General features: G+C 55.9%; 18 protein-coding genes. 14 read left to right on the top strand and 4 right to left on the bottom strand.

Annotated features, from left to right (window positions below):
* Window position 1 precedes the first annotated feature (1 nt).
* Genes VK738_03745 through holA form a run of 3 tightly spaced genes read left to right on the top strand, consistent with a single transcriptional unit; the run spans window position 2 to window position 2746 of the window.
* On the top strand, window positions 2-1039 hold the full coding sequence (locus tag VK738_03745; protein ID HTD21739.1) for an Asd/ArgC dimerization domain-containing protein: 1038 nt from the start codon (window positions 2-4) through the stop codon (window positions 1037-1039).
* A gap of 53 nt (window positions 1040-1092) precedes the next feature.
* Window positions 1093-1614, top strand: coding sequence for an LptE family protein (locus VK738_03740; protein HTD21738.1), 522 nt, complete (start codon window positions 1093-1095; stop codon window positions 1612-1614).
* Between the two features lies 1 nt (window position 1615).
* The gene (holA, locus tag VK738_03735) at window positions 1616-2746 is read left to right on the top strand and encodes a DNA polymerase III subunit delta (GenBank protein HTD21737.1); all 1131 of its coding nucleotides are present in this window, start codon (window positions 1616-1618) and stop codon (window positions 2744-2746) included.
* Between the two features lie 33 nt (window positions 2747-2779).
* Here the strand turns inward: holA and rpsT are convergent, their stop codons facing one another.
* Window positions 2780-3043 (bottom strand): 30S ribosomal protein S20, encoded by a 264-nt coding sequence (gene rpsT / locus VK738_03730; GenBank protein ID HTD21736.1) that lies wholly within the window; start codon window positions 3041-3043, stop codon window positions 2780-2782.
* A 108-nt stretch (window positions 3044-3151) separates the two neighbouring features.
* Here rpsT and VK738_03725 point away from each other — a divergent pair, with 108 nt between their 5' ends.
* Both VK738_03725 and VK738_03720 read left to right on the top strand, forming a co-directional pair.
* Window positions 3152-4765: an AAA family ATPase gene (locus VK738_03725; GenBank protein ID HTD21735.1), complete on the top strand. Its 1614-nt coding sequence runs from the start codon at window positions 3152-3154 to the stop codon at window positions 4763-4765.
* A gap of 27 nt (window positions 4766-4792) precedes the next feature.
* The gene (locus VK738_03720) at window positions 4793-5176 is read left to right on the top strand and encodes a carboxypeptidase-like regulatory domain-containing protein (GenBank protein HTD21734.1); all 384 of its coding nucleotides are present in this window, start codon (window positions 4793-4795) and stop codon (window positions 5174-5176) included.
* 24 nt (window positions 5177-5200) lie between these two features.
* On the opposite strand, the gene VK738_03715 is transcribed toward VK738_03720, so the two are convergent.
* Window positions 5201-5755, bottom strand: coding sequence for a molybdopterin-dependent oxidoreductase (locus VK738_03715; GenBank protein HTD21733.1), 555 nt, complete (start codon window positions 5753-5755; stop codon window positions 5201-5203).
* Between the two features lie 44 nt (window positions 5756-5799).
* Here VK738_03715 and VK738_03710 point away from each other — a divergent pair, with 44 nt between their 5' ends.
* From VK738_03710 to era, 8 genes are all read left to right on the top strand, one after another.
* Window positions 5800-9132 carry a carboxypeptidase-like regulatory domain-containing protein gene (locus tag VK738_03710; protein ID HTD21732.1) on the top strand — a complete coding sequence of 1111 codons (3333 nt, stop codon included), beginning with the start codon at window positions 5800-5802 and terminating at the stop codon, window positions 9130-9132.
* 376 nt (window positions 9133-9508) lie between these two features.
* Entirely contained in the window at window positions 9509-11614 is a 2106-nt protein-coding gene (locus VK738_03705; GenBank protein ID HTD21731.1) for a hypothetical protein, read from the top strand.
* A 77-nt stretch (window positions 11615-11691) separates the two neighbouring features.
* The gene (locus tag VK738_03700) at window positions 11692-12027 is read left to right on the top strand and encodes a hypothetical protein (protein ID HTD21730.1); all 336 of its coding nucleotides are present in this window, start codon (window positions 11692-11694) and stop codon (window positions 12025-12027) included.
* Window positions 12024-12257 (top strand): hypothetical protein, encoded by a 234-nt coding sequence (locus tag VK738_03695; GenBank protein HTD21729.1) that lies wholly within the window; start codon window positions 12024-12026, stop codon window positions 12255-12257. The genes VK738_03700 and VK738_03695 overlap by 4 nt, the downstream gene beginning before the upstream one ends.
* A gap of 319 nt (window positions 12258-12576) precedes the next feature.
* Window positions 12577-13602 carry a PhoH family protein gene (locus tag VK738_03690; GenBank protein ID HTD21728.1) on the top strand — a complete coding sequence of 342 codons (1026 nt, stop codon included), beginning with the start codon at window positions 12577-12579 and terminating at the stop codon, window positions 13600-13602.
* 114 nt (window positions 13603-13716) lie between these two features.
* A complete protein-coding gene (gene ybeY, locus VK738_03685) occupies window positions 13717-14226 on the top strand; it encodes an rRNA maturation RNase YbeY (protein HTD21727.1) in 510 nt (169 codons plus the stop codon).
* Entirely contained in the window at window positions 14223-15497 is a 1275-nt protein-coding gene (locus tag VK738_03680) for a hemolysin family protein (GenBank protein HTD21726.1), read from the top strand. The genes ybeY and VK738_03680 overlap by 4 nt, the downstream gene beginning before the upstream one ends.
* 5 nt (window positions 15498-15502) lie before the next feature.
* Window positions 15503-16474 (top strand): GTPase Era, encoded by a 972-nt coding sequence (era, locus tag VK738_03675; protein ID HTD21725.1) that lies wholly within the window; start codon window positions 15503-15505, stop codon window positions 16472-16474.
* 12 nt (window positions 16475-16486) lie between these two features.
* On the opposite strand, the gene VK738_03670 is transcribed toward era, so the two are convergent.
* Entirely contained in the window at window positions 16487-17995 is a 1509-nt protein-coding gene (locus VK738_03670) for a glycosyltransferase (protein ID HTD21724.1), read from the bottom strand.
* A 123-nt stretch (window positions 17996-18118) separates the two neighbouring features.
* On the opposite strand from VK738_03670, the gene VK738_03665 reads away from it, so the two are divergent.
* Window positions 18119-19645 carry an acyl--CoA ligase gene (locus VK738_03665; protein ID HTD21723.1) on the top strand — a complete coding sequence of 509 codons (1527 nt, stop codon included), beginning with the start codon at window positions 18119-18121 and terminating at the stop codon, window positions 19643-19645.
* On the opposite strand, the gene VK738_03660 is transcribed toward VK738_03665, so the two are convergent.
* The gene (locus VK738_03660; GenBank protein ID HTD21722.1) at window positions 19642-20526 is read right to left on the bottom strand and encodes a DapH/DapD/GlmU-related protein; all 885 of its coding nucleotides are present in this window, start codon (window positions 20524-20526) and stop codon (window positions 19642-19644) included. The genes VK738_03665 and VK738_03660 overlap by 4 nt on opposite strands.
* Between the last annotated feature and the right edge of the window lie 235 nt (window positions 20527-20761).

Below are 20761 nucleotides of genomic sequence, written 5' to 3'. Positions count from 1 at the left end.
CATGCAAAGCAATCTCTATCGTGTAGCCATTGTCGGCGCCGCCGGACTCAAAGGGCGCGAGCTCAAAGACGTCTTGAATGAGCGCAATTTTTCGGCCGTGGACCTCAAGCTGCTCGATGACGACGATTCCCTGGGGCAGATTGATGCGGTCGGCGACGAAGCCACTTTCATTCAGAGCACCCGGCAGGAAAATTTCCAGCAGGTGGATTTCACCTTCTTTGCCGGGGAAACTACTTTTACGCGCCAGTACTGGAAGTTGGCCCGCGATGCCGGAAGCGCTGTGATTGATCTCTCCTATGGCCTTGAACAGGAACCCGGCATTTCGATCCGCGCTCCCTGGATCGAGCGTGAGCTGAAAACTGCCCCGGCGGCTGATCTGGCAGTCAATGCCGTCGTGGTGGCGCATCCGGCGGCTACGGTTCTGGCGCTGCTGCTTCTGCGCGCGCAAAAAGCCGCGCCCATCGCGCATGTGACAGCTACAGTGTTCGAACCTGTCTCCGAGCGGGGCCGGCGCGGCATGGATGAGCTTCACGAGCAGACCGTGAACCTGCTTTCCTTCCAGGAGATGCCGAAGAAGGTTTTTGATGTGCAGGTTGCATTTAACATGCTGTCGCATTACGGTGAGCAGGCGCTTACGCCGTTGGCCTCGGTGGAGACCCGCATTGTGCAGCATCTGACGCGCATTACCCAGAACAAAGTGAAGGTGCCTTCGCTGGTGCTGGTACAATCCCCTATCTTTCACGGATACATTTTTTCGATTTACATTGAGCTTGAGCAGGAAATGTCGCTGAAGGCTTTCACCAACGCTTTTGTCGGCGAGCATATTGCGCTTACGTCGGCCGGCGGAGAAGAGCCGAATAATGTGAATGTCGCCGGGCAGGAAGACATTCTGCTGAGCGTTCGCGCCGACAACATCGGCGGGCGAAAAAATGCTTTTTGGCTCTGGGCGGCAGCGGATAATCTAAAGCTCAGCGCCATCACTGCGGTGGATTCCGTGGCCGCGCTGCTGTTAACACACTCGAAAGGCCGGGTGCAGTGAAAGCGAAATCTGTATTTGTCATTCGAACTGATGCGAGGGGATCTGTTTTGACGATGAAGAAACCTATTCTTGTTGCAAGCCTGCTTTTGTTCCTGGCGTTGACCGGTTGTGGCTATCACACGGCCGGCAAAGCGGTGAGAATTCCTACTGAAGTCCGCACCATCGCCATTCCTATGTTCGCCAACAACACGCAGAATTATCGCATCGAGCAAATTCTGACCGCGGCCGTGGTGCGCGAGTTTACCAGCCGGACCAACTATCGCATTGTGAACTCTGACTCTCCGCAGGCCGACGCCACTTTGAGCGGTACCGTGGCCGGCATTTATATCTATGGATTGACCTATGACCCAACCAACGGACGCCAGTCGAGCGCGGAGGTTGTAGTCTACGCCCGGGTTAAGCTCGTGGACCGTAACGGCAAGACGTTATTTGAAAATCCGAACTATTCGCTCCGTGAGGAATATGAGTTTTCTCTCGACCCGGCCACCTTTTTTCGCGAAGAAACCCCCGCACTGGACCGTCTCTCCAACGATTTCGCGCGTACACTGGTGAGTAACATTTTGGAGAATTACTGAATTGCCGCGCTCCGGATTCAGCCAAACCGAACGCTTTGAAGCCGAAGTTTCGACGCGCAAGCTGAATCCTGCGTATATTCTGGTTGGCGACGAGGCCTTTTTCCGCCGCCGCTGCCGCGACGCCATCCTCGAGCACCTTGTTCCTCCCGAGCTTCGCGAATTCAGCCTTTATGAGTTTGATCTCGCCGAAACCGATCTGGGAGAAATTCTTGATCGCGCGCGCACCCCTTCACTGATGGCCCCATTCCAGGTGTTTTTTATTCGCGGTGTCAAAGCTCTTTATGGGCGCGGCAGCCACAAGGAAGATTTTGACGCGATTGAGCGCTATGTGAAAAACCCCAATCCCGATGCACTGCTCATTCTGATTGCCGATCACCTCAGCATTCCCGCCGATGTGCGCCGCATGGATATGCAGGATAAAGAGCGCTTCGAGCGCATCCGCGAGACCTTGGGGGAATTCTGCGGCATCGTTGAGCTGGCGCGCGTAGAAGAAGGCGATGCCGTGCGTTGGACGGTGGAGAGCGCCGCGGCCCAGGATGTCAAAATTGATTCCGACGCCGCTCGCGAACTGGTAGACGCTCTCGGCGGCGACATGACGATGATCTCTGGCGAGCTGGAAAAATTGATCTTGTATACCGGCGAGAGAAAGAAGATTTCGCTGGGCGATGTTGAGACCATGGTGCTTGCCGCCAAGCAGCGTTCTCTCTATGAGCTGACTGATGCCATCAGCTCCAAAGACCGGGCGCGTGCGTTGAACATCCTGGATGCCATTCTTAGCACGGGCGACGGCGAAGAAGCTTCCATCGGGCATCTTTACATGCTGGCGCGCACCTTCCGGCAGATGCTGGTCATCCTGGAAAAAAATGTGCGCGATTCGCGCACCATCTGGCAGGCCCTGTGGCAGGGCTTTCGTGTTCCGCCCTTTGCCGCGGATGACATCATCCGCCAGGCCCGCCGCTATAAATCCCGCCGCGAAATTACCCGCGCACTCCGCCTCATCGCCCGTGCCGATCTGGCTCTGCGCAGCAGCCCTCCCAGCAAGCGTCTGGTTCTGGAAAATCTGATTCTGGATTTGGCTTCGGAGCCAAAGGTACTGCCTCCCGCCTGGCAGCAGGAAGAGCTTCCGGTATAGCTGGAACTAGAAACTTGGAACTTACAGCGGGAACTATGCCATTTTCTTCAAGCGGGCCGACAAACGGGACTTATAACGGGCAGCAGTGTTCTTGTGGATTACGCCCTTCTGGATTGCCTTGTCAATGAGCGCGACCGTCTCGCGGAATTTGGTTTCGGCTGCGGCTTTATCTTTGCCGGCCAAAACTTCACGAAGGCCGCGGATCTGTGTGCGCAGCGTGCTGCTATTCGCGCGGTTATGGGCGGTGCGTTTTTCTGTCTGTCGGGCGCGTTTCAGCGCCGAAAAATGATTGGCCATGATGTATTGAAATCCTTCAGAAGCCGCTGAAGCAGCGGTCCAAGAAAATGTTTCCGAACAACGCGGAATACTGTATTGTACGCAAACCAGACATTTACGGTCAAACGTATGCCAAACGGGTCTCCTGTCGAGCGGCTTAAGGTCTATATCAACTCCAGCTCTCCCTTGATCATCATGGAAACGGTTGAGGAGCTGCAGGCCCTCGAGATGGTGCGCCTGGCCGCCAGCGAACTGGATCTGCCGGTTTTTGAGTGGAGCGTGGCCGACGGGCTCAGGCGCTATGAAGCCAAGCCCAACAAGCCAATTCCGCCCAGTCACTATGCTGTGCAGGATTTCCTTGCGCCCATCACACAGAACGAGATCAACATAGCCAGCGGTGCGGGATCAATCTTGAACACCCAGGAACCCGGCGGCGTACTGGCGCATCTGCTCACCCTGACGCTGCCGGCGGTTTACATTTTGAAAGATTTTCACCGTCACATTGAAGATGCAGTGGTTGCGCGCCGCCTGCGCGAAGTGGCGCAAGAGTTTTCTGACAAGCATTGCACGCTCGTCATTACCGCCCCTTCGATCGCGCTTCCGCCCGAGCTCCAGTCCCAGGCGGAATACCTCGACCTGCCCCTGCCTGACCGCACCCGTTTGAAGCAGATCGTGGAAGAAACTTTTCAGCGGCTGGGCAAAAAGCTCACCCTCAAACGTAAAACTTCCCCTGCCGACATGGAAGCGATGGGCTGCAACCTCTGCGGCCTGACGGAGGAGGAAGCCGAGCGTGCCGTAGCCCATGCGATTGTGAGCCGCTACGCCTTGACGCCGGAAGTTGCGACTGATGTGCTGGAAGCGAAAAAAGAGATGCTGCGGCGCAGCGGCATGCTGGAATTTGTTGACGCAGAAGAAACCCTCTCTTCGATTGGCGGGCTTGAGAACCTGAAGAAATGGCTGGGGCGCCGGGCAGGCACCTGGGAAGACTGCGCCCGTGCTGCAGGCCTTGAACCGCCGCGCGGAGTCATTATTCTGGGGGTGCAGGGATGCGGCAAAAGCATGTGTGCCCGCGCCGTCGCCGGCGAGTGGAAGCTGCCGCTGGTGAAGTTTGATACCTCGGCGATCTACGACAAATTCGTCGGTGAAACCGAAAAACACATCCACAAGATGTTCACCATTGCCGAACAGTTGGCGCCCGCCGTGCTGTGGATTGATGAGTTGGAAAAAGTTTTTGCCGGCAGCGGCCCGGATTCGGCTTCTGTAGACGCAGGCGTGAGTTCGCGACTGCTCGGCTCCTTTCTCTCCTGGATGCAGGACCGCAAAGCCGCGGTCTTCGTCGCCGCCACCTGCAACAACGTCAATGCGCTCCCGCCTGAGCTGATTCGGAAGGGCCGCTTTGATGAGATCTTTTTCGTGGACCTGCCCAACGCCGCCGAGCGTAAGGCGATTTTGACCGTCCAGTTGACCAAGCACAAATTAAACGTTTCCGATTTCAGCCTGCCTAAGCTGATCGCAGCGTCACACGGCTATTCCGGAGCGGAGATTGATGCCGCCATCAAATCGGCCATGTACTCCGCCTATGCCGACAAAAAATTTATGACTACCGATACCATCCTCGACGAGTTGGCTGCTACCGTTCCGCTCTCAGCCACACGCGCTGAAGACATTGATAAGCTGCGAGCCTGGGCGCAGGAACGCGCGGTGCAAGCTTCGTTGCCCGATGCCGCGGAGGTCTCGGCGTAAAGCCACAAAATTTCATCAGGGGTTTTCATGCGAACTCTAACTATGCTCGGGCTACTTTGTGTAGTGATATCGCCGGTCTATGCTCAACGCATGGGTATTCTGACCGGGGAGATCAAGGACCCACAAGGCGCAGTCCTCATTGACGCGGTAATCATCGTTCATGCTGATGGATCGCTTGCTCGGAATGGGAAGAAGATCGAAGCAAAATACGAAGATTTTAAGATCAACCCCAGTCCCTCATCGGGTGAATTCAAGATGAAACTACCGGCAGGTTATTACTATGATGTGATGGTTTCGAGGCAAGGCTTTCGCCCTCAGTGTGCCAAGGTATATATCCTGAGAATGCAGCCGAACAAGCTTGATTTCACACTTCAGATTGCGCCCACAGAACCGCTTATGCCGCCTGAATGAAGAAGCATTAGAACTGCTACAAATCTACGGAGCTGATGCTGATGAAGGATTGGTGACTACGCGGATTGTTTTCACCATCCGCACCCAGCGGGCTGGGCGTTTGTCTCCTGGAACAATGAGCCGTAATGGTCCTGTCTCAGGTGACAACGGTTTGCCATCTTCCGCATCGGCTACCAGCACCTGTTCATTCCCGATGCTCTCATCCAGTTCGGCCAGGGAAAAGACTACCTGATAGCCGTCGGCAGCGATTACAACTATGCAGGAGGCCAAGGTTTTGCCCCGCAAACTCTCTCCACTCGGCACTCCCGCTTCTTTCAACAAATCCAGTAATCGTACTCCGCTGTAAGTAGCGGTCTTTTTGTCATGCAAATTGGTTGCTGATATGGAAATGTGTCTAAGTTGTTTCCATTGTGCTTCCTCATACACGATAGATTTGGCCACGTCACCATTGATTTCCAGCCGGAGAGAGCTGGTTTGTTGGGCCAAGGCAATAACTTGCAGAACGAAAACAGCGGCAAATAAACGGGCGTTTTTCATAGAAGGGAAATTGTAGTAAATCGTATATATACGATTTGACATAGCGATTTTAACAGTATAAAACCGTTATTTTTATGAAAAACGCTATGAAGAAGAGCGCACGTTTCGTACTGCTGATTGTCTTTCTTGTTGGATTGCGATCTGTCGCTTTCGCGCAGGCCGGCAGCGCCGACCTGACCGGCCGGGTTCTGGACGCATCAGGGGCGGCAGTAGCCAATGCCCATGTGATTCTTACGGCAATTGAAACCGGAATCGACGTGACTACCAATTCCGGAGCCGACGGTATCTATTTGTTCAGCGAACTCCGGCCTGGTATCTACAAACTCGCGGTAGAAGCCAATGGGTTTAAACGTCTGGAGCAGACCGGAATCAATCTCAGAACAGGCGACCGGGCAGTGATAGATCCGCATCTGGTAGCAGGCGCTAAGAGCGAGGCGGTGACGGTTACTGCTGATGCTCCTCTTTTACAAACCGAATCAGGCAGCCTGCGGCAGGTGGTTACACGCGAAAAGATGGAGGCGATCCCTCTCAACGGACGTACTTTTGTGACCCTGGCTACTCTGTCTCCAGGAGTGGCGTTGCCTCCAGGAACCGTATTACCCCGTATCAACGGGGGGCGGCCCCGAACCAATGAGTACTTGTTTGACGGTATTACTTCGTTATTGCCTGAGCCAGGCCAAGTAGTGTTTTTCCCCGTGATTGATGCCATTCAGGATTTCAGCGTTGAAAGCAACAGTGTTCCGGCACAATTTGGCCGGTTCAACGGAGGCGTGGTCAACCTTTCCACCAAAGCCGGAACGAACCAGTTCCACGGCACCGCCTTTGAATTTGTTCGTAACGAGATGTTTAATGCCCGCGATTTTTTTGCGCCACCGGGCAGCCGAAACCCTGAATTCCGTCGCAATCAATTTGGGGCCACGGTTGGCGGCCCTATCCTCCACGCCCGCACGTTCTTCTTTACCGACTACCAGGGCAGCCGGCAGGCCATTGGGGTTACACGAATTTCCACTGTTCCAACTCTGGCGCAACGGCAGGGAAACTTTAGTGGCCAAAAAATCTTTGATCCGGCCACCACCACACCCAACGGCAGCGGCGGGTTCAATCGCACAGAGTTTTCTGGGGATATTATCCCCACGGGCCGGATGGATGCGGCAGCCTTGGCCGTTCTGAACCATTTTCCTTTACCCAACCTGCCAGGAACCGCCAATAATTTCAGACGTGTTGCCATTGACGCAGAAAATCAGAATCAGTTTGACCTCCGCCTGGACCATCATTTCAACGAACGTAACCAGGTTTTCGGCCGCTATTCTTATTTCCATGATGTGGCAAGTCCGGCAACACCTTTTCCCGATGGCAGTGGAAACATTGTGAACATTGCCGGCACCAGCGGCGTTGCCGGTCCAACCGATGCTCTGGGCCAGCAGGTGGTGGGCAATTACACGCACGAGTTCAACGGATACCTTCTGAACGAAATCCGCTTTGGTTATACCCGGCGGGGCGTGACTCGCCGGGGAGCGACCCTGAGCGCGCCCATTGCGCAAGCTCTTACTCTGCCCGGTATTCCCGCGAACAGCGCATTTCAAAACGTTATACCGGTCTTCCAGATATCGGGAATGCAGCAGATAGGCGCTCCTGCCAGCACCAATCTGAATTCCCGTACCGACGTTACTGAATTTGTGGACAACGTTTCCTGGCAGCTAGGGAAGCACAGTCTGAAATTTGGCGCTGATTTCCGCTGGGAGCGCCTGGACATTTTGCAACCACCCAACCCGACCGGAACATTCCAGTTTACCCAGCTCTTCACCAACGACCCGTCCACACCGATAAAAGCGGCATCCACCGGGAATGCGGTGGCAAGCTTTTTGCTCGGCCAGGTGCAACAATTCCAGATTGACCTTCAAGGCAAACCCATCCGTCCACGCGCCCAGATTGAAGAGTATTTTGTTCAGGATGACTGGAAGGTTGCGCGGCGACTGACGATCAACGCTGGGGTGCGATACACGTTGAACTTTCCTTCCACTGAAGTTGACAATCAGGGCGCTGTTTTCAACCTTCAGACTCAAAAACTTGATTATCTTGGCCAGAACGGTTTCTCTCGCAGCGCGCGCAAACTGCATTGGCTGAACTTCGGGCCGAGGGTTGGGCTCTCTTTCCTGCTGAATTCGAAGACGGTTCTTCGCTCCGGCTACGGGCTGGTCTGGATCGAGCAAGCCGGAATCACTACGCCTTTTACCACTCCGCAGTTTCCATTTCTGCAGACCGTAAACCAAAAGACGTTGAATAATGTCTCTCCTGCCTTCATCCTCTCCAGTGGACCTAGTGTTGCGCCTATTCCACTCACGCCCGACGCCGGTCTAGGCCAGGGCGTATTTACCGCCAACCACAACCTGGGTTCCGGTTACGTTCAGCAATGGAACCTTGCCGTCGAACACCAGTTGTTCAAAAATGTCTCTTTCCAGGTGGGATATGCCGGCTCGCATATTGTGCATGTTGGCATGCCCGACGTAAATTTCAATCAGTTGAAACCGAGTCAGCTCGCTCTTGGACCGTTCTTGACCCAGACCGTTCCTAATCCGTTCTTTGGCATCATTCCACGCAGCTCTTCGCTGGGCGGGCCCACCATCACCCGGGCGCAATTGCTGATGCCGTTTCCTGAGTTTACCCAGGTGTCCTTTTACCGTAACAACATCGGTGGGACGCATTATCATGCCTTCGAGGCCAGGCTGGAGCAGCGGCTTTCTCATGGTCTTTCTTACCTGGTGAGTTACACACACTCCAAGCTCATTGACGAAGCCTCGTCTGTCTTCGACGCTTCTGTGCTCACCGGCCCCATTGCGAATTTTCCCGTGGCAGACAGCTTTAATCTGCGCCGTGAACGTGATTCTTCTACCGGAGACATGCCTAACGTGTTGAGCGCCTGTTATACATGGGACCTCCCAGTGCATCTCCAGGGCTTCCCGGCAATTCTGGCAAACGGTTGGCAGATCACAGGGCTTGTTACATTGCAATCAGGCTTGCCAGTGCCCATTACTCAGGTGACCAATTTCAATGCTTTTGCCGGATACGGAGTGCAGCGCCCCAACGTGATCGCCAGCCCTAATCTTTCTTCCGATCAACGATCAACAGCTAAGTTCTTCAATACCGCTGCGTTCGTCACCGCGCCGCAATTCACTTTAGGCAACAGTTCGCGCAACCCGGTTCGCGGTCCCGCCTACCGCGATGCAGATATTGCATTCATTAAGAATTCTAAGATCAGAGAAAATCTCGATTTGCAACTCCGCACCGAGATCTTTAACCTGGCAAATACTCCAGCGTTCAGTCAACCCAATGGAGTGCTGGGCAATCCTGCTTTCGGCACGATCACTTCGACCATTAGTAATCCTCGGGTAATCCAGTTTGGAGTGAAGTTCCTCTATTGAGGTCCTTTTGCATATTAACTTCTAGCGCACCGTTTCCGTGTGCGCCGTTGTCCCTCGCAATCCAGGTAGGGGATCTAAAGTTTGCGCCCGAAAAAGGAGCTGTTGCAGTTGCAATTCTGACGGGCGACACAAACTAAGTCTCACAATTCCCACAATTGCACTCTTCCCGATATGGGATTAGAAAACTGCTTATATCTTCTCATTGTCAGGGTCAGCACACGTTCTGTGTAACGGTTCGCAGGGGTCAAGCACTATCAAGCATCCCGCTCGCGCGGCTGGCGAGAAACCTTGACCGGCTGCGACTCACGGAGTGCTCTCCCCACCACCCGAGTAAGTCTGCGCGCATGGGTGTTCACACCAAGGAGAAATAATAGTCATGGCTAAGCACAATAATCAGGCGGCTGTGCTCCCGAAAGGGCACGCCGAGCGCCTCCAGTTTCCGAAACTCATTGCGAAGAATCCCAACTATTTCGGCAACTTTCCAGAGAGCAAACTTAAACCCATTTTCCCACTGTCAAACGACACCGTGTTCGAGGAGCTGACTTGTGTCGGCTACAATCCGGACCTGGGCGTCCTTGAAGCCATCATCCAGGTCAAACAGCCCACGGGCTACTCAGGGGATGAGTGCTCAGCGGGTTCGTTTGAGTACATCCGTTTTTTCGTAGACAGCGGTGCTGGCTTCGTTGATGCTGGCCTCGCTGCTATCAATGTTCACGACATTCCCGATGCAAACGACTGCGCGGAGCAAGCCGAAAAGCCGCTGAGTTATTCGGCTTCCATTTCCTACACGCCCCCGAATGCCGAGGATTGCGATGATCCCGTACTGCCTACGGTTCGCGCCATTTTGTCGTGGCAAACGATCCCGCCTGCCACGGATCCGAATTTCAACCCGATCTGGGGGAATCACCGCGACTGTCATATCCAGCTTGCCCCTGGTCCGTTCACGATTCAGGACCTCATCGAAGATATTTTTGAAGGAAGCGTCAAACTGCCGCCGATCGCTACGAAATTCAAGGCGATTGCGGAATTGCCGATTCCTTCGCCCGATCCAGGACCGCTGGGCCTTAAAGAACTCGCCAAGCTTTACGGCGAGGGTCCAGCAGCAAAGATCGTGCCTGCGCACCGCTTCGGTTTCTCGGAGATTCACAAGATCGTGAACGCTCCAGTTGTGAGCAGCCAAGCGGTCTCGAACAAGATCGCTGAGTTCGCCGCGCTCAAGATTGATTGGGCCCAGTTAGTCGGAGCCATCGAACAAATCAACGCTGATGTTGCCTTCGAACAGCTGGATTGCTTGGGCTTGGAAGGCAGCGCCGGGTTTGAACGCCTCGTCGCCACCTTCAGTATTAAGCAGCAGTTCGGCTACTCAGGCGATCTCTGCACGGCAGGCAGTTTCGAGTATGTTGCTTTCTGGGCGGACTGGGACGACAAATGCCAATACACATATTTGGGCACGGTCCCGGTACGGGTGCACGATATCAAGCGCACATTGCCGGAAGATCTTTGCTATACGGCTGTTCTGCCGGTGGATCTGAGCCAGCATCGCGCCGGTTGCGAGACCCCGAAGATCGCACGTGTCCGTGCGGTGCTCTCGTGGTCTGTTCCTCCCTCGACGACGGATCCCGACCAGCTCAATACCTGGGGAAACCTGATTGATGCGCATGTTCAGATTCAACCGGGTACACCTGTAAACCCGCTGCTTCCCAAGATCAGCATTCTGGGCGGCATTCCAACCAGCCAGATCGACCCCACCACGGGCTTCACCACGGCCTTGGCACGCTTCGCCGGCAACAATTTGCTCGCCGATGACCTCGGCCGGGCTTGCCCATTCGGCGGAGTTGTCGAAGCGCAAGGACCCGAGTTCCCGGGCTACTGGTACCGCATCCAGGTTCGGGATGTCAGCGTGGGTGGATCGTGGCAGACTGTGATCACGCCGCTGATGCTGACGCGCTGGGACGGGACAACGTATATCAGCAATCCCGTCGGTGGCTTCTTCCCATACCAGCAGTACATCAATAACATTGAGAACCTGCTCGGCAACTGGAACAGCTCGGGGGACGATCTCTGGGAGGTCAAGATCGAGATCTTTGCCGATTCCCTGGGGACTCCTGTGCTCGGCGCTATTCCGGACATGCACATGATCCAACTCGACAACACGCCGCCAATCGCCTCGGTGAACATCACCACTGGCGGTGGAAATTGCGGCAAGTTCCCGGTTGGCACGGTGCTGGGAGGGAACTTTGTGGCACGCGACCTCAACTTCGGCTCCTACGGTCTTGGAACGTTACCCTTCAACGGGCCCATCAGCCCTTCGTCGGGTTCAGTTCAGACCGCTGTTGCCGGAGACCCATGGAGTCTTAATACCGGGGGCATGCAGTCATGCGGTTACGTCATCGAAGTTGTGGTGGCTGATCGCAGTATCGTAAACAGCGCATGGGGCGCACACAATCGCGCTTCGGCGGCAACAGGCTTCTGCCTGATATAGCGCAAACTCGATCGCGGAAGCGTCGCTCCTCGCACCAGCCCAAAGTGCGGTGCGGGGAGCGACGGCATCGAATCCAAATGAATACTTTCTACTGGTTTATTCTCGGAGCTTTCGGTGTTTGGCGCATTACACATCTGCTGAATGCCGAGGATGGGCCAGCAGAAATATTCGTTCGGCTGCGCCGCCTGGCCGGTTCCGGCATTTTAGGTGCAATGCTCGACTGCTTCTACTGCCTCAGCGTGTGGATTGCGGCGCCATTTGCCTGGTTACTCGCGAGCAGTTGGCGCGAAAGACTTTTTTTGTGGCCTGCCTTGTCGGGAGCTGCCATCTTGATAGAGCGTTTCCACAGGCCGGTGCCACAGTACTTCGAGGGGCCAGCGCCCACGAAAGACGAACAGGAGGAGATCCAATGAGTTGTTGTGGAAAGGCCAGAAGTCAGGTCTTGCCGGTAGAATCCCGAAAGGCGGCCGCGCGGCCCACGGCCGCTCTGTTTGAGTATGTAGGCAGGACGCGCTTGGCTATGATCGGGCCCGTGACAAGAACCAGTTACATTTTTGACCGGCCCGGCGCACGTGTGCTGGTTGACGGCCGAGACCGCGCTTCGCTCTCGATGATTCCAGTATTGCGCCAGGTCGGCGGGTGAGCAGCCTGGCGGGACACCCTAAATTAAATTTTTGTGAAAACCTAAGCCTCGCGCGCATAGGCTACATCTAATTGACAGAGGAAGTACTTAGACGAATGAGCGCTGCGCAAAATGGCCCTACCGGTAATTTCTGTTATTGACTCCAACTTGGTACCGGAGTACGCTTTACTTGAATGTGTGCTTCCACATTGTGGCGAGCATTGCAACCACAGCGGTCACTTTTCGGCGTTCCCAATCTTCAAAAGAAATTGTGTGTTTGCGCGCTGGCTGTAGTGTTTGTGCCGGTCAGCGACGCCTGGAGGTCCTCAGAACAGAATAGATGAAGAAAAACATAGCACTAAGCCCGAAGATTGAGACCCTTTTTGGCACGCGCGACGAAAATCTGCACTTGCTCGAACAAGGCCTGAACGTTTCCATTGACCTGAAATCCGATTCTATAGAAATTGAAGGTGCTCCCGGTGATGTATCGCGGGCCGAGCAGGTGTTTGCCGATTACGCTCACCTGCAGCGCAACGGATTTACGTTTTACAACGGCGATCTGGGTTCCATGCTGCGTATCGTGATCTCTGATCCGAACGCCAGCCTGCGTGCGCTCGCCGAAGCGGGCAAGCAACGGGCCGTTGGCAAGCGCAGTGTGCAGCCCAAGAGCGTCAACCAGAAGCGTTACATCGAGGCCATTGAGAACAATGACATGGTCTTCGGCATTGGTCCGGCGGGCACGGGGAAGACCTACCTTGCGGTGGCCATGGCGGTCTCTGCCCTGGTGGCCAAGCAGGTGAACCGCATCATCCTGGCGCGTCCGGCTGTGGAAGCCGGCGAGCGCCTGGGCTTTTTGCCGGGGACGTTGCAGGAAAAGGTTGATCCTTATTTGCGTCCGCTCTACGACGCGCTCTACGATTTGCTCGATGCCGAGAAGGTTGACCGCCATTTGGAAAAGAACGTCATTGAGATTGCGCCAATTGCCTTCATGCGTGGCCGCACGCTCAACGATTCTTTCATCATCCTCGATGAGGCGCAGAACACCACCTCCGAGCAGATGAAGATGTTTGTTACGCGCATGGGATTCAACTCCAAGTGCGTCATCACCGGCGACATCACGCAAATTGATTTACCCAACACCCGGCGCAGCGGCTTGCTTGAGGTCATGGATGTGCTCAAAAGCGTGAACGGCATTTCCTTTATACACTTCGATGAGAGCGACGTCGTACGCCATCACCTGGTGCAACGCATCGTGCGCGCCTACGAGGACCACAAGGTCCGCACCGCGCAAAACCAGTTATCACTTTCTCTCGAGTCGCAACCGGCTGAAACTCCGACCACGGAGGAGCGCCGCCTCGAAAACTAAATTCGGTGGGAATTGTGGTGGGAGGGCATCATGCCCTCCCACTTCTTATTTACGAGCTGAGTCTATTAGGAGCAGGCTTTGATCGTGCTAGATCTCAAAATGAACGTCCCCAAAATGAACATCCCAAAACTGAACGGCGCAAAACCGAGCGGAAGCCTCCAGGGTGTGTCCCTCCGGGCGCTGGAGCAGTTTGCTCGCCTTGCCCGGCGCGCGGCCGGATTGCAGGGTGATGTTCACATCCTGATCACTTCCAATCGGGCCTTGCGCACGCTCAACCGGCAATTCCGGAAAAAAGATAAAGCTACCGACGTGCTTTCATTTCCTCCTGCCTTGGCCGGAGGATACGCCGGCGATATCGCTATCTCCGCTGAAATTGCCGCGCAACAGGCGCAGGCCCTGGGACACTCTCTCGCTCAGGAACTGAAGGTGCTGATGTTGCACGGCATGTTGCATCTTGCAGGCTACGATCACGAGACCGACGGCGGAGAGATGGCGCGCAAAGAAGAACGCTTGCGGCAAAAGTTGGGCCTCACCGCAGGTTTGATCCGGCGGAGCGGAAGCACAAAGAATTCAGCCCATCGCATTTCGCGTCGTGTCACGACGGCGCGCACAAGGCAATCATGATAGGCATTGGAATTCCCATTACGATTGCTGTGCTGGTCGGCATCCTGCTGCTCACCTCCTACGTGGAGCGCATGTACGCCGAGATGGGCAAATTTCTCTCTCGTGAATTTCAGGAGAACATTGACGTCTACGAACAGCAAGTTGAGCCCAAACTGGGAATGGCCCGGGAGCGGGTTTCGACGTCGGTTTCAGTTCTGACGCAACTGACCACCGCTGCGCTGGGGATTGTCTCGGCCTACGCCGTGTTGCACGATACCGATTCGCATCCGCGTGAAATGCTGACCGCAGGCATTGGGCTGTTGTTGATTATCGTGATCTTCAACCGTCTGCTGCCCTTCATCCTGTTCACGCGGACTAAGGGTCAGTGGCTGGTCCGCTCGACGTGGATTTTGCGTTTACTCGTTTATCTGGCCTTGGTCATCACCATCCCACTGGGATTCGGGGAGTCTGTGGCATCGCTCTCCCGCGAGCAGGCGTCCGAAGAGCCGGAACGTCCCTCCGAAGCTGTGGAAGCGCTCATTGAAGCCGGGCAGGAAGAGGGCATTCTGCAGGAAGGCGACCGTGCGCTGATTCAATCCGTCGTCGAGTTCGGCGACAAGACTGTGCGCGATGTCATGACTCCGCGCCCGGAGATCACCGCCGTTCCCGTGGATGCCACCGTGGAGCAGCTCATCGAACTTTTGCGAGGCAAGCCCTATTCGCGTTTCCCAGTGTACGAAGGCACCATTGATAACATAAAAGGCATTGTCTTCTCGCATGATGTGATCCAGGTTGCCGATACCGAAGCCCGCACCCGCCGTGTGGGTGAACTGATGAAGCCGGCGTACTTTGTCCCGGAATCGCAGCAGGTCACGACGTTGCTGCGTGAGATGCAGGGCGGAAAAATTCATATGGCCATCGTAGTAGATGAATACGGCGGCGTCGCCGGCGTGGTGACAATCAAGGACCTGCTGGAAGAGATTGTCGGTGAAATCCGTAATGAGCATGAAGAAAAGAGCGACATTGTGCGCGAAAGCGAAACTTCTTACGTGGTGCCCGGAAACATGGATGTTGACCGCCTCACCGAGCTGTTCGATGTGCGTCCCGAGGGCCACGAGGCGACTACAGTTGCCGGCCTGGTCAGCGAAGCTTTGGGACGCATCCCCAACCAGGGCGAGGTCGTAGATCAAGATGGTCTGCGCTTTGAAATTCTGCAATCCACCGACCGGCGCATCGAGCGCTTGCGCATCAGCACGCATCCCACCCACCAGCCCGAACAGTTGAGGGCCTGAGACGCATGGGACTTCGCTCCGGTTTCGTCTGCATCCTCGGCCGCCCCAACGCGGGCAAGTCAACCCTGTTGAACGCGCTGGTGGGCGAAAAGGTCGCCATCGTCACCCACAAGCCGCAAACCACGCGCAACCGCATCTTGGGCATTGTGAACGTGGAGGCAAAGAAAGCGCAGGGAATAAAAGGGCAGGCAAAACAACAAGCAAGCCCCGCCGGACAGATCGTCTTCATCGATACGCCCGGCATTCACAAACCCGACACTTCGCTCAATCGCAAGATGATGCAGGAAGTCCGCGCCGGGCTCGAAGGCTGCGACCTGTTCCTGCTGCTGGTGGATGTCACCGAAAAATTCGGCACCGGCGACCAGTTTGCCCTGGAGATGATCAAGAAGGCCGGCGTAGATACATTTTTGCTGCTCAACAAAATTGACCGGCTGGAAAAAAGCAAGCTGCTGCCCATCATCGCCAGCTATTCGGGGTTGCACAACTTCCGCGAGGTCATTCCCATCTCCGCGCTTAAGAAAGAAGGGCTCGATGTGCTGCTTGAAAAAGTAGTGAACGCTCTGCCCGAAGGCCCGCGCTATTTTCCTAAAGACCAGATCACCGACCAACCCGAACGCTTCCTGGTCGCCGAGCTGATCCGGGAAAAGATTTTGCAGCTCACCGGTGAAGAGGTCCCCTACGCCAGCACGGTGGTGATTGAACAGTTTGAAGAAAAACCCAACGTTACCCGCATTGCCGCCACCATTTTCTGCGAGCGTGAAGGACAGAAGGGCATCATGATCGGCAAGGGCGGACTGATGCTGAAGAAAATCGGCAGCGCCGCACGCTTCGAGATAGAGAAAAGATTGGGAACCAAGGTCTTCCTGGAACTGTTCGTCAAAGTCCGCTCCGGCTGGCGCGACTCGCGCGAGTTTGTTGAGGGGTTGGACTGGCGCAGGCAGTTGGAGGATTTGACGACGAAAGAGCGGGAGCCGTAAGGGGCGGGCAACTCAGTTCACCGTGACGTCTGTATCCAAAAAGCCACCGCGCTCTGCGTCATCGAACCAGGCTACCTGCTCCTGCACCAGAGTAACCCGAAGGAAGTAACATCCCGGCTCTTCGGGTGCCCGGACGGTTACAGCATACCGATACTCACCCTTGGGAGGCAGTGGGGGAGAAAGATGTGTCCGCAATCCCTCAGTGTGAGGTAGCTCCGACCGGTCAGCATTCAACCAGTGATATGAAAGATGTACAGGATGCGGGGGGAAACTTGCCAGCAGGCGCGAAGAGGTATTCTGCAATTCCAAAATTGCCTTGAAAACCTCTCCCGCAAAAACTGTGGGAGGAGCCGCCAGGTGGAGTAGCTTGATTTGCTGGCGTTCCTCAGGTTCAAGCCGGTCCATTTTCATCAACGGCGCCAGGCACTCGACCGTTTGGCGCATGAAGAGGGCTTCACGCCTGGCGGACCGGAGCTGTTCTGGCAGGTAGAAGGTATTGGAAAAAGGCGCGATGTCCTGCAAGAAGTCGGCTGTGGCTTTACGCTCACGCTCCCATGACGGCGGAAGCACAGCACGAAAATCCCGGATAGCTTCCCGATAGATGGCAACCAAAGACTCCGTGGCCTGGCCGAGAGATGCTCTGGCCCGCACCCATTCTGAAACACGAGCTGCGTCCTCGGCGTCATATTTGGTGATCTCTCTGGCGATGGATTCCGGAGTGATCGGATTCTGCTGGGCCCGCCAGCCGAAGTTTTTATTGCGGAGACTATCGAGATTGCTGGTTGTTACCAGAGATGCGAGTCCGGTTACATCGCAGACAATCACGGCATTTCCGATAGCGAGCGCTTCCAGCGCGCAGCGCGCCTTTGCAAATACGAGGTCATAACCGCTGAGGATTTTTTCCGGTTCGGCCGATACGCGATTGGCTTGCTCGCCGACGACGTCTAACGTGATTCCCAGCCCGGCGCATGCCTGGCGTATGGCCGGGACATAATTGAATTCTGTGGCACTGTTGCTGAAGACCAACGCCCGTTGTGGACGTGCGGGAAGCGGCGAGCGGGGAAGAAAGCGGCGCAGATCTACCGGGTTGAAGTGCACGCGGACTTTTTCTTCAGGAATTCCTTCGTGACATACCAATCGGTCACGGCAGGTTTCATCCACAGCGATGTAATAGACAATGTGCGGCATTTTGGGCGGGATTGCATCGGAACTGTTCCATCCGTGGCAGGAGAAAATGGCAGGAGTCTCGGGAAAATGCAGGAGCGCTGCCACGGTTTCAATAGGGCCATTGCCGTGGATCAGGTCAGGAGTGGCCGTCAACTTGTCGAGCCGGTCAATGACCGGGATAGTCAGGTTGCGCATGGTTTCAGCCAGTGCGCCCAGACATGTTGCAAAGACAACCGGGAGGTGTCCTTGTTTCAGTAACTCCAGTGCAAAGTCGCGCACATACAACGAGCCCCCGGCCGGGCCCTCCAGGGTGGGCAGGGTAAATAGAATGCGCAATGGGCCTGAGTCTGGCAATTTTGCATCTGACGAACGAACGCTCAAATCCCAACCTCAGCATGAAGCAGCGCGTTCTCTCGGATATGCAAAAAATGTGAGATGATGGGCGCTCTTGGTAGTGTCGTCCATCATTAAGAATACATGATCATACTGGATTTCATCACGGCTGCTCCCGCCGGTTCTGGATCCATCTTTTCGCGAGAGAGTTCGGTACTGACCTTCGGTGCGTTGGCCGCGCAGGTCAGCAAGACGGTAAGTTTCCTCAATCGCCATCATATCGGGCGCAAAGATCGCATTGCAGTAGTGTTGCCCAATGGCCCGGAATTGGCAGTTGCATTTCTGAGTATTTCGAGCGCCGCGACTTGTGCTCCTCTGAATCCCGCGTATTCTGCAGCAGAATTCCGCTTCTTTCTCTCTGACTTGCAGGCCAACGCGCTGCTGACCGAGCCGGGATTCTGCCCAGCCGCGGCCAAAGCTGCCCTTGATCTCAATATTCCCATTCTGACACTCAAACGTCCGGCGGGTGCAGTCACCGGAGTCTTCGAATTAGAGAGTTCAGGACCGGGCGGACCAACGGCGCTCCCCGGGATGGCAGAGGGCGACGATGTTGCACTCTTGCTTCACAGTTCGGGCACAACCTCCCGCCCAAAACTCATTCCGCTAACCCACAGTAATCTTTGCGTCTCCGCCCGGAACATCGGCAAGACGCTGCGCCTCACGCCTGACGACCGCTGTCTCAACATCATGCCGCTATTCCATGTGCATGGGCTTATTGGCGCGCTGCTCTCCAGCATTGCGGCTGGGGCGTCGATCTGGTGCACATCAGGATTTAACGCTTACCGGTTTTCCTGGTGGCTTCACGAGGCGAACCCCACCTGGTACACGGCGGTGCCGACAATGCATCAGGCCATTCTGTGGCGCCTGGGCGAGCGATCGCGGTCCGGGGAGCCAGGTTTGCGTTTTGTCCGCTCCAGCTCCGCCGCTTTGCCGGTGCGCACCGGGAAAGAGCTTGAGGCGCGCTTCGACTGCCCGGCCATCGAGGCCTATGGCATGACCGAGGCAGCCCACCAGATTACGTCCAATCCTCTTCCTCCCGCGGTGCGCGAGCCCGGCAGCGTCGGCGCCGCCACAGGACCAGAGACCATCATTCTCGATGAAGCCGGCACTGTGCAGCCCGCCGGCGTGCGCGGCGAGGTGGCAATCCGCGGAGAGTCCGTGACCTCGGGTTATTGGGCCCCCGCTGAGGCGAACCAGGCGGCTTTCTGCAACGGTTGGCTGCGCACCGGTGATCAGGGCTTCATGGATGCCAGGGGATACCTCACGTTGACCGGCCGCTTGAAAGAGATCATTAACTGTGGCGGGGAGAAGATCTCTCCGGCAGAAATTGACCAGGTACTTACGGACCATCCTTCCGTAGCCACTGCCCTGGCCTTCGGCGTAGATTCTGCCCTGTTGGGGGAACGGGTCTATGCCGCCGTGGTTCCCCGCGAAGGGCAGCAGGTCACCGAGCGTGAACTGAAAAGGTTCGCTTCTGACCGGCTGGCCAAGTTCAAAATACCGCGCCGGATTCTGATCCTCGATGAGATCCCCAAAGGACCGACGGGCAAGATGCAGCGCATCGGGATGGCGCAACGATTGGGAATCTCCGTCGGCGATAGTCTCGACTAGCGAATCGAGGCCAGGTGTTTAAGCAAGGCTGTCTGCTCGATTGCGAAGTTGCCTGCCACTTTTTGTCCGGGTTCTACATTACCGATGACAACACTGCCGATGGCGATATGCGCGTGATCGCCGATTCGCGTGCCATGTACAAGACTGGCTCCCGGACCGACCCAAACCTCCTCGCCCACGCTTACGCTCCCGTTCACCACCGCGCCGTGGCCAATATACGACGCTTTGCCGATGCGAACGTTGTGCGAGACGAAGGCGCAGTTTCCAATCCGCACATCTGCGCCAATCTGCGTGGGTTGGCCGAACAGCGCCGAGGCTACCACGGCGTTGGCCAGTATGTGTGCGCGGTCGGCTATCGTGATGCCCCCCGCGTGGACCATCTCTTCAAGCCTCCCGTCGAAGCGGCCAGATTGAAACCCCACCGAGCCGATCACAACGCCCGGGCCGATCACGACGTCGGCGCCCAGCAGCGAGCGCTCCATGATGCTCGCGTTGGGGCCAATCTGCGTCCCAGGGCCAATCCGTACGTTCTTCTCTGCGATGTAGGCGCGCGGATGAATACGGGCGCTGGGGTGGATCGCGCTCTTAAAATCGCTCCAATAGAACCCGCAGTTTGCCAGGTGGGAGTGGACCAGATGAAAAGAACGTCGAGGCGATGCGCTGGTTGCGCATCCGGCACAACGGACCGCACGATGCGCCAACTCTGCTGTCGTGATCACACACACAGCCTCCGGGGTGCGCTCCAGCAGGGCCAGGCAACGTTCGTCTTCTACAAACACCAGCATCCCGGGCTCAGGGTTTGAGAGAAAACCAAGTGTCTGAAAGGGCGCGTCTCGAATGACATCGAGTCCGCCGATCTTCGACACCTCAGATAGCAACATGCGCTTTCTTGCTCCAAGCAGACAGTGTATAGAATCATACAGGCGCTCGAATAAAGTAAAGCCCTGGCCTGAAGCCGGCCTGAAAGGTATTTTGGGAGATGCCCCCACCCCACTTGCACGCAAGTGATTTGAAGCCCAAAAATCGCCTCTGACCCGCGTCATTGCTGGCGAAAATCGAGCTGAAGCGGGGGACTTGCTGCAGCAGTTCTCGGTTCTCAGTTCTCAGGTGAGGCGC

The sequence above is a fragment of the Terriglobales bacterium genome, assembly GCA_035487355.1.
Classification (GTDB): domain Bacteria; phylum Acidobacteriota; class Terriglobia; order Terriglobales; family Acidobacteriaceae; genus QIAW01.
Note: the sequence above shows the minus strand (reverse complement) of the source record. Positions and strands in the feature narration are given on the sequence as shown.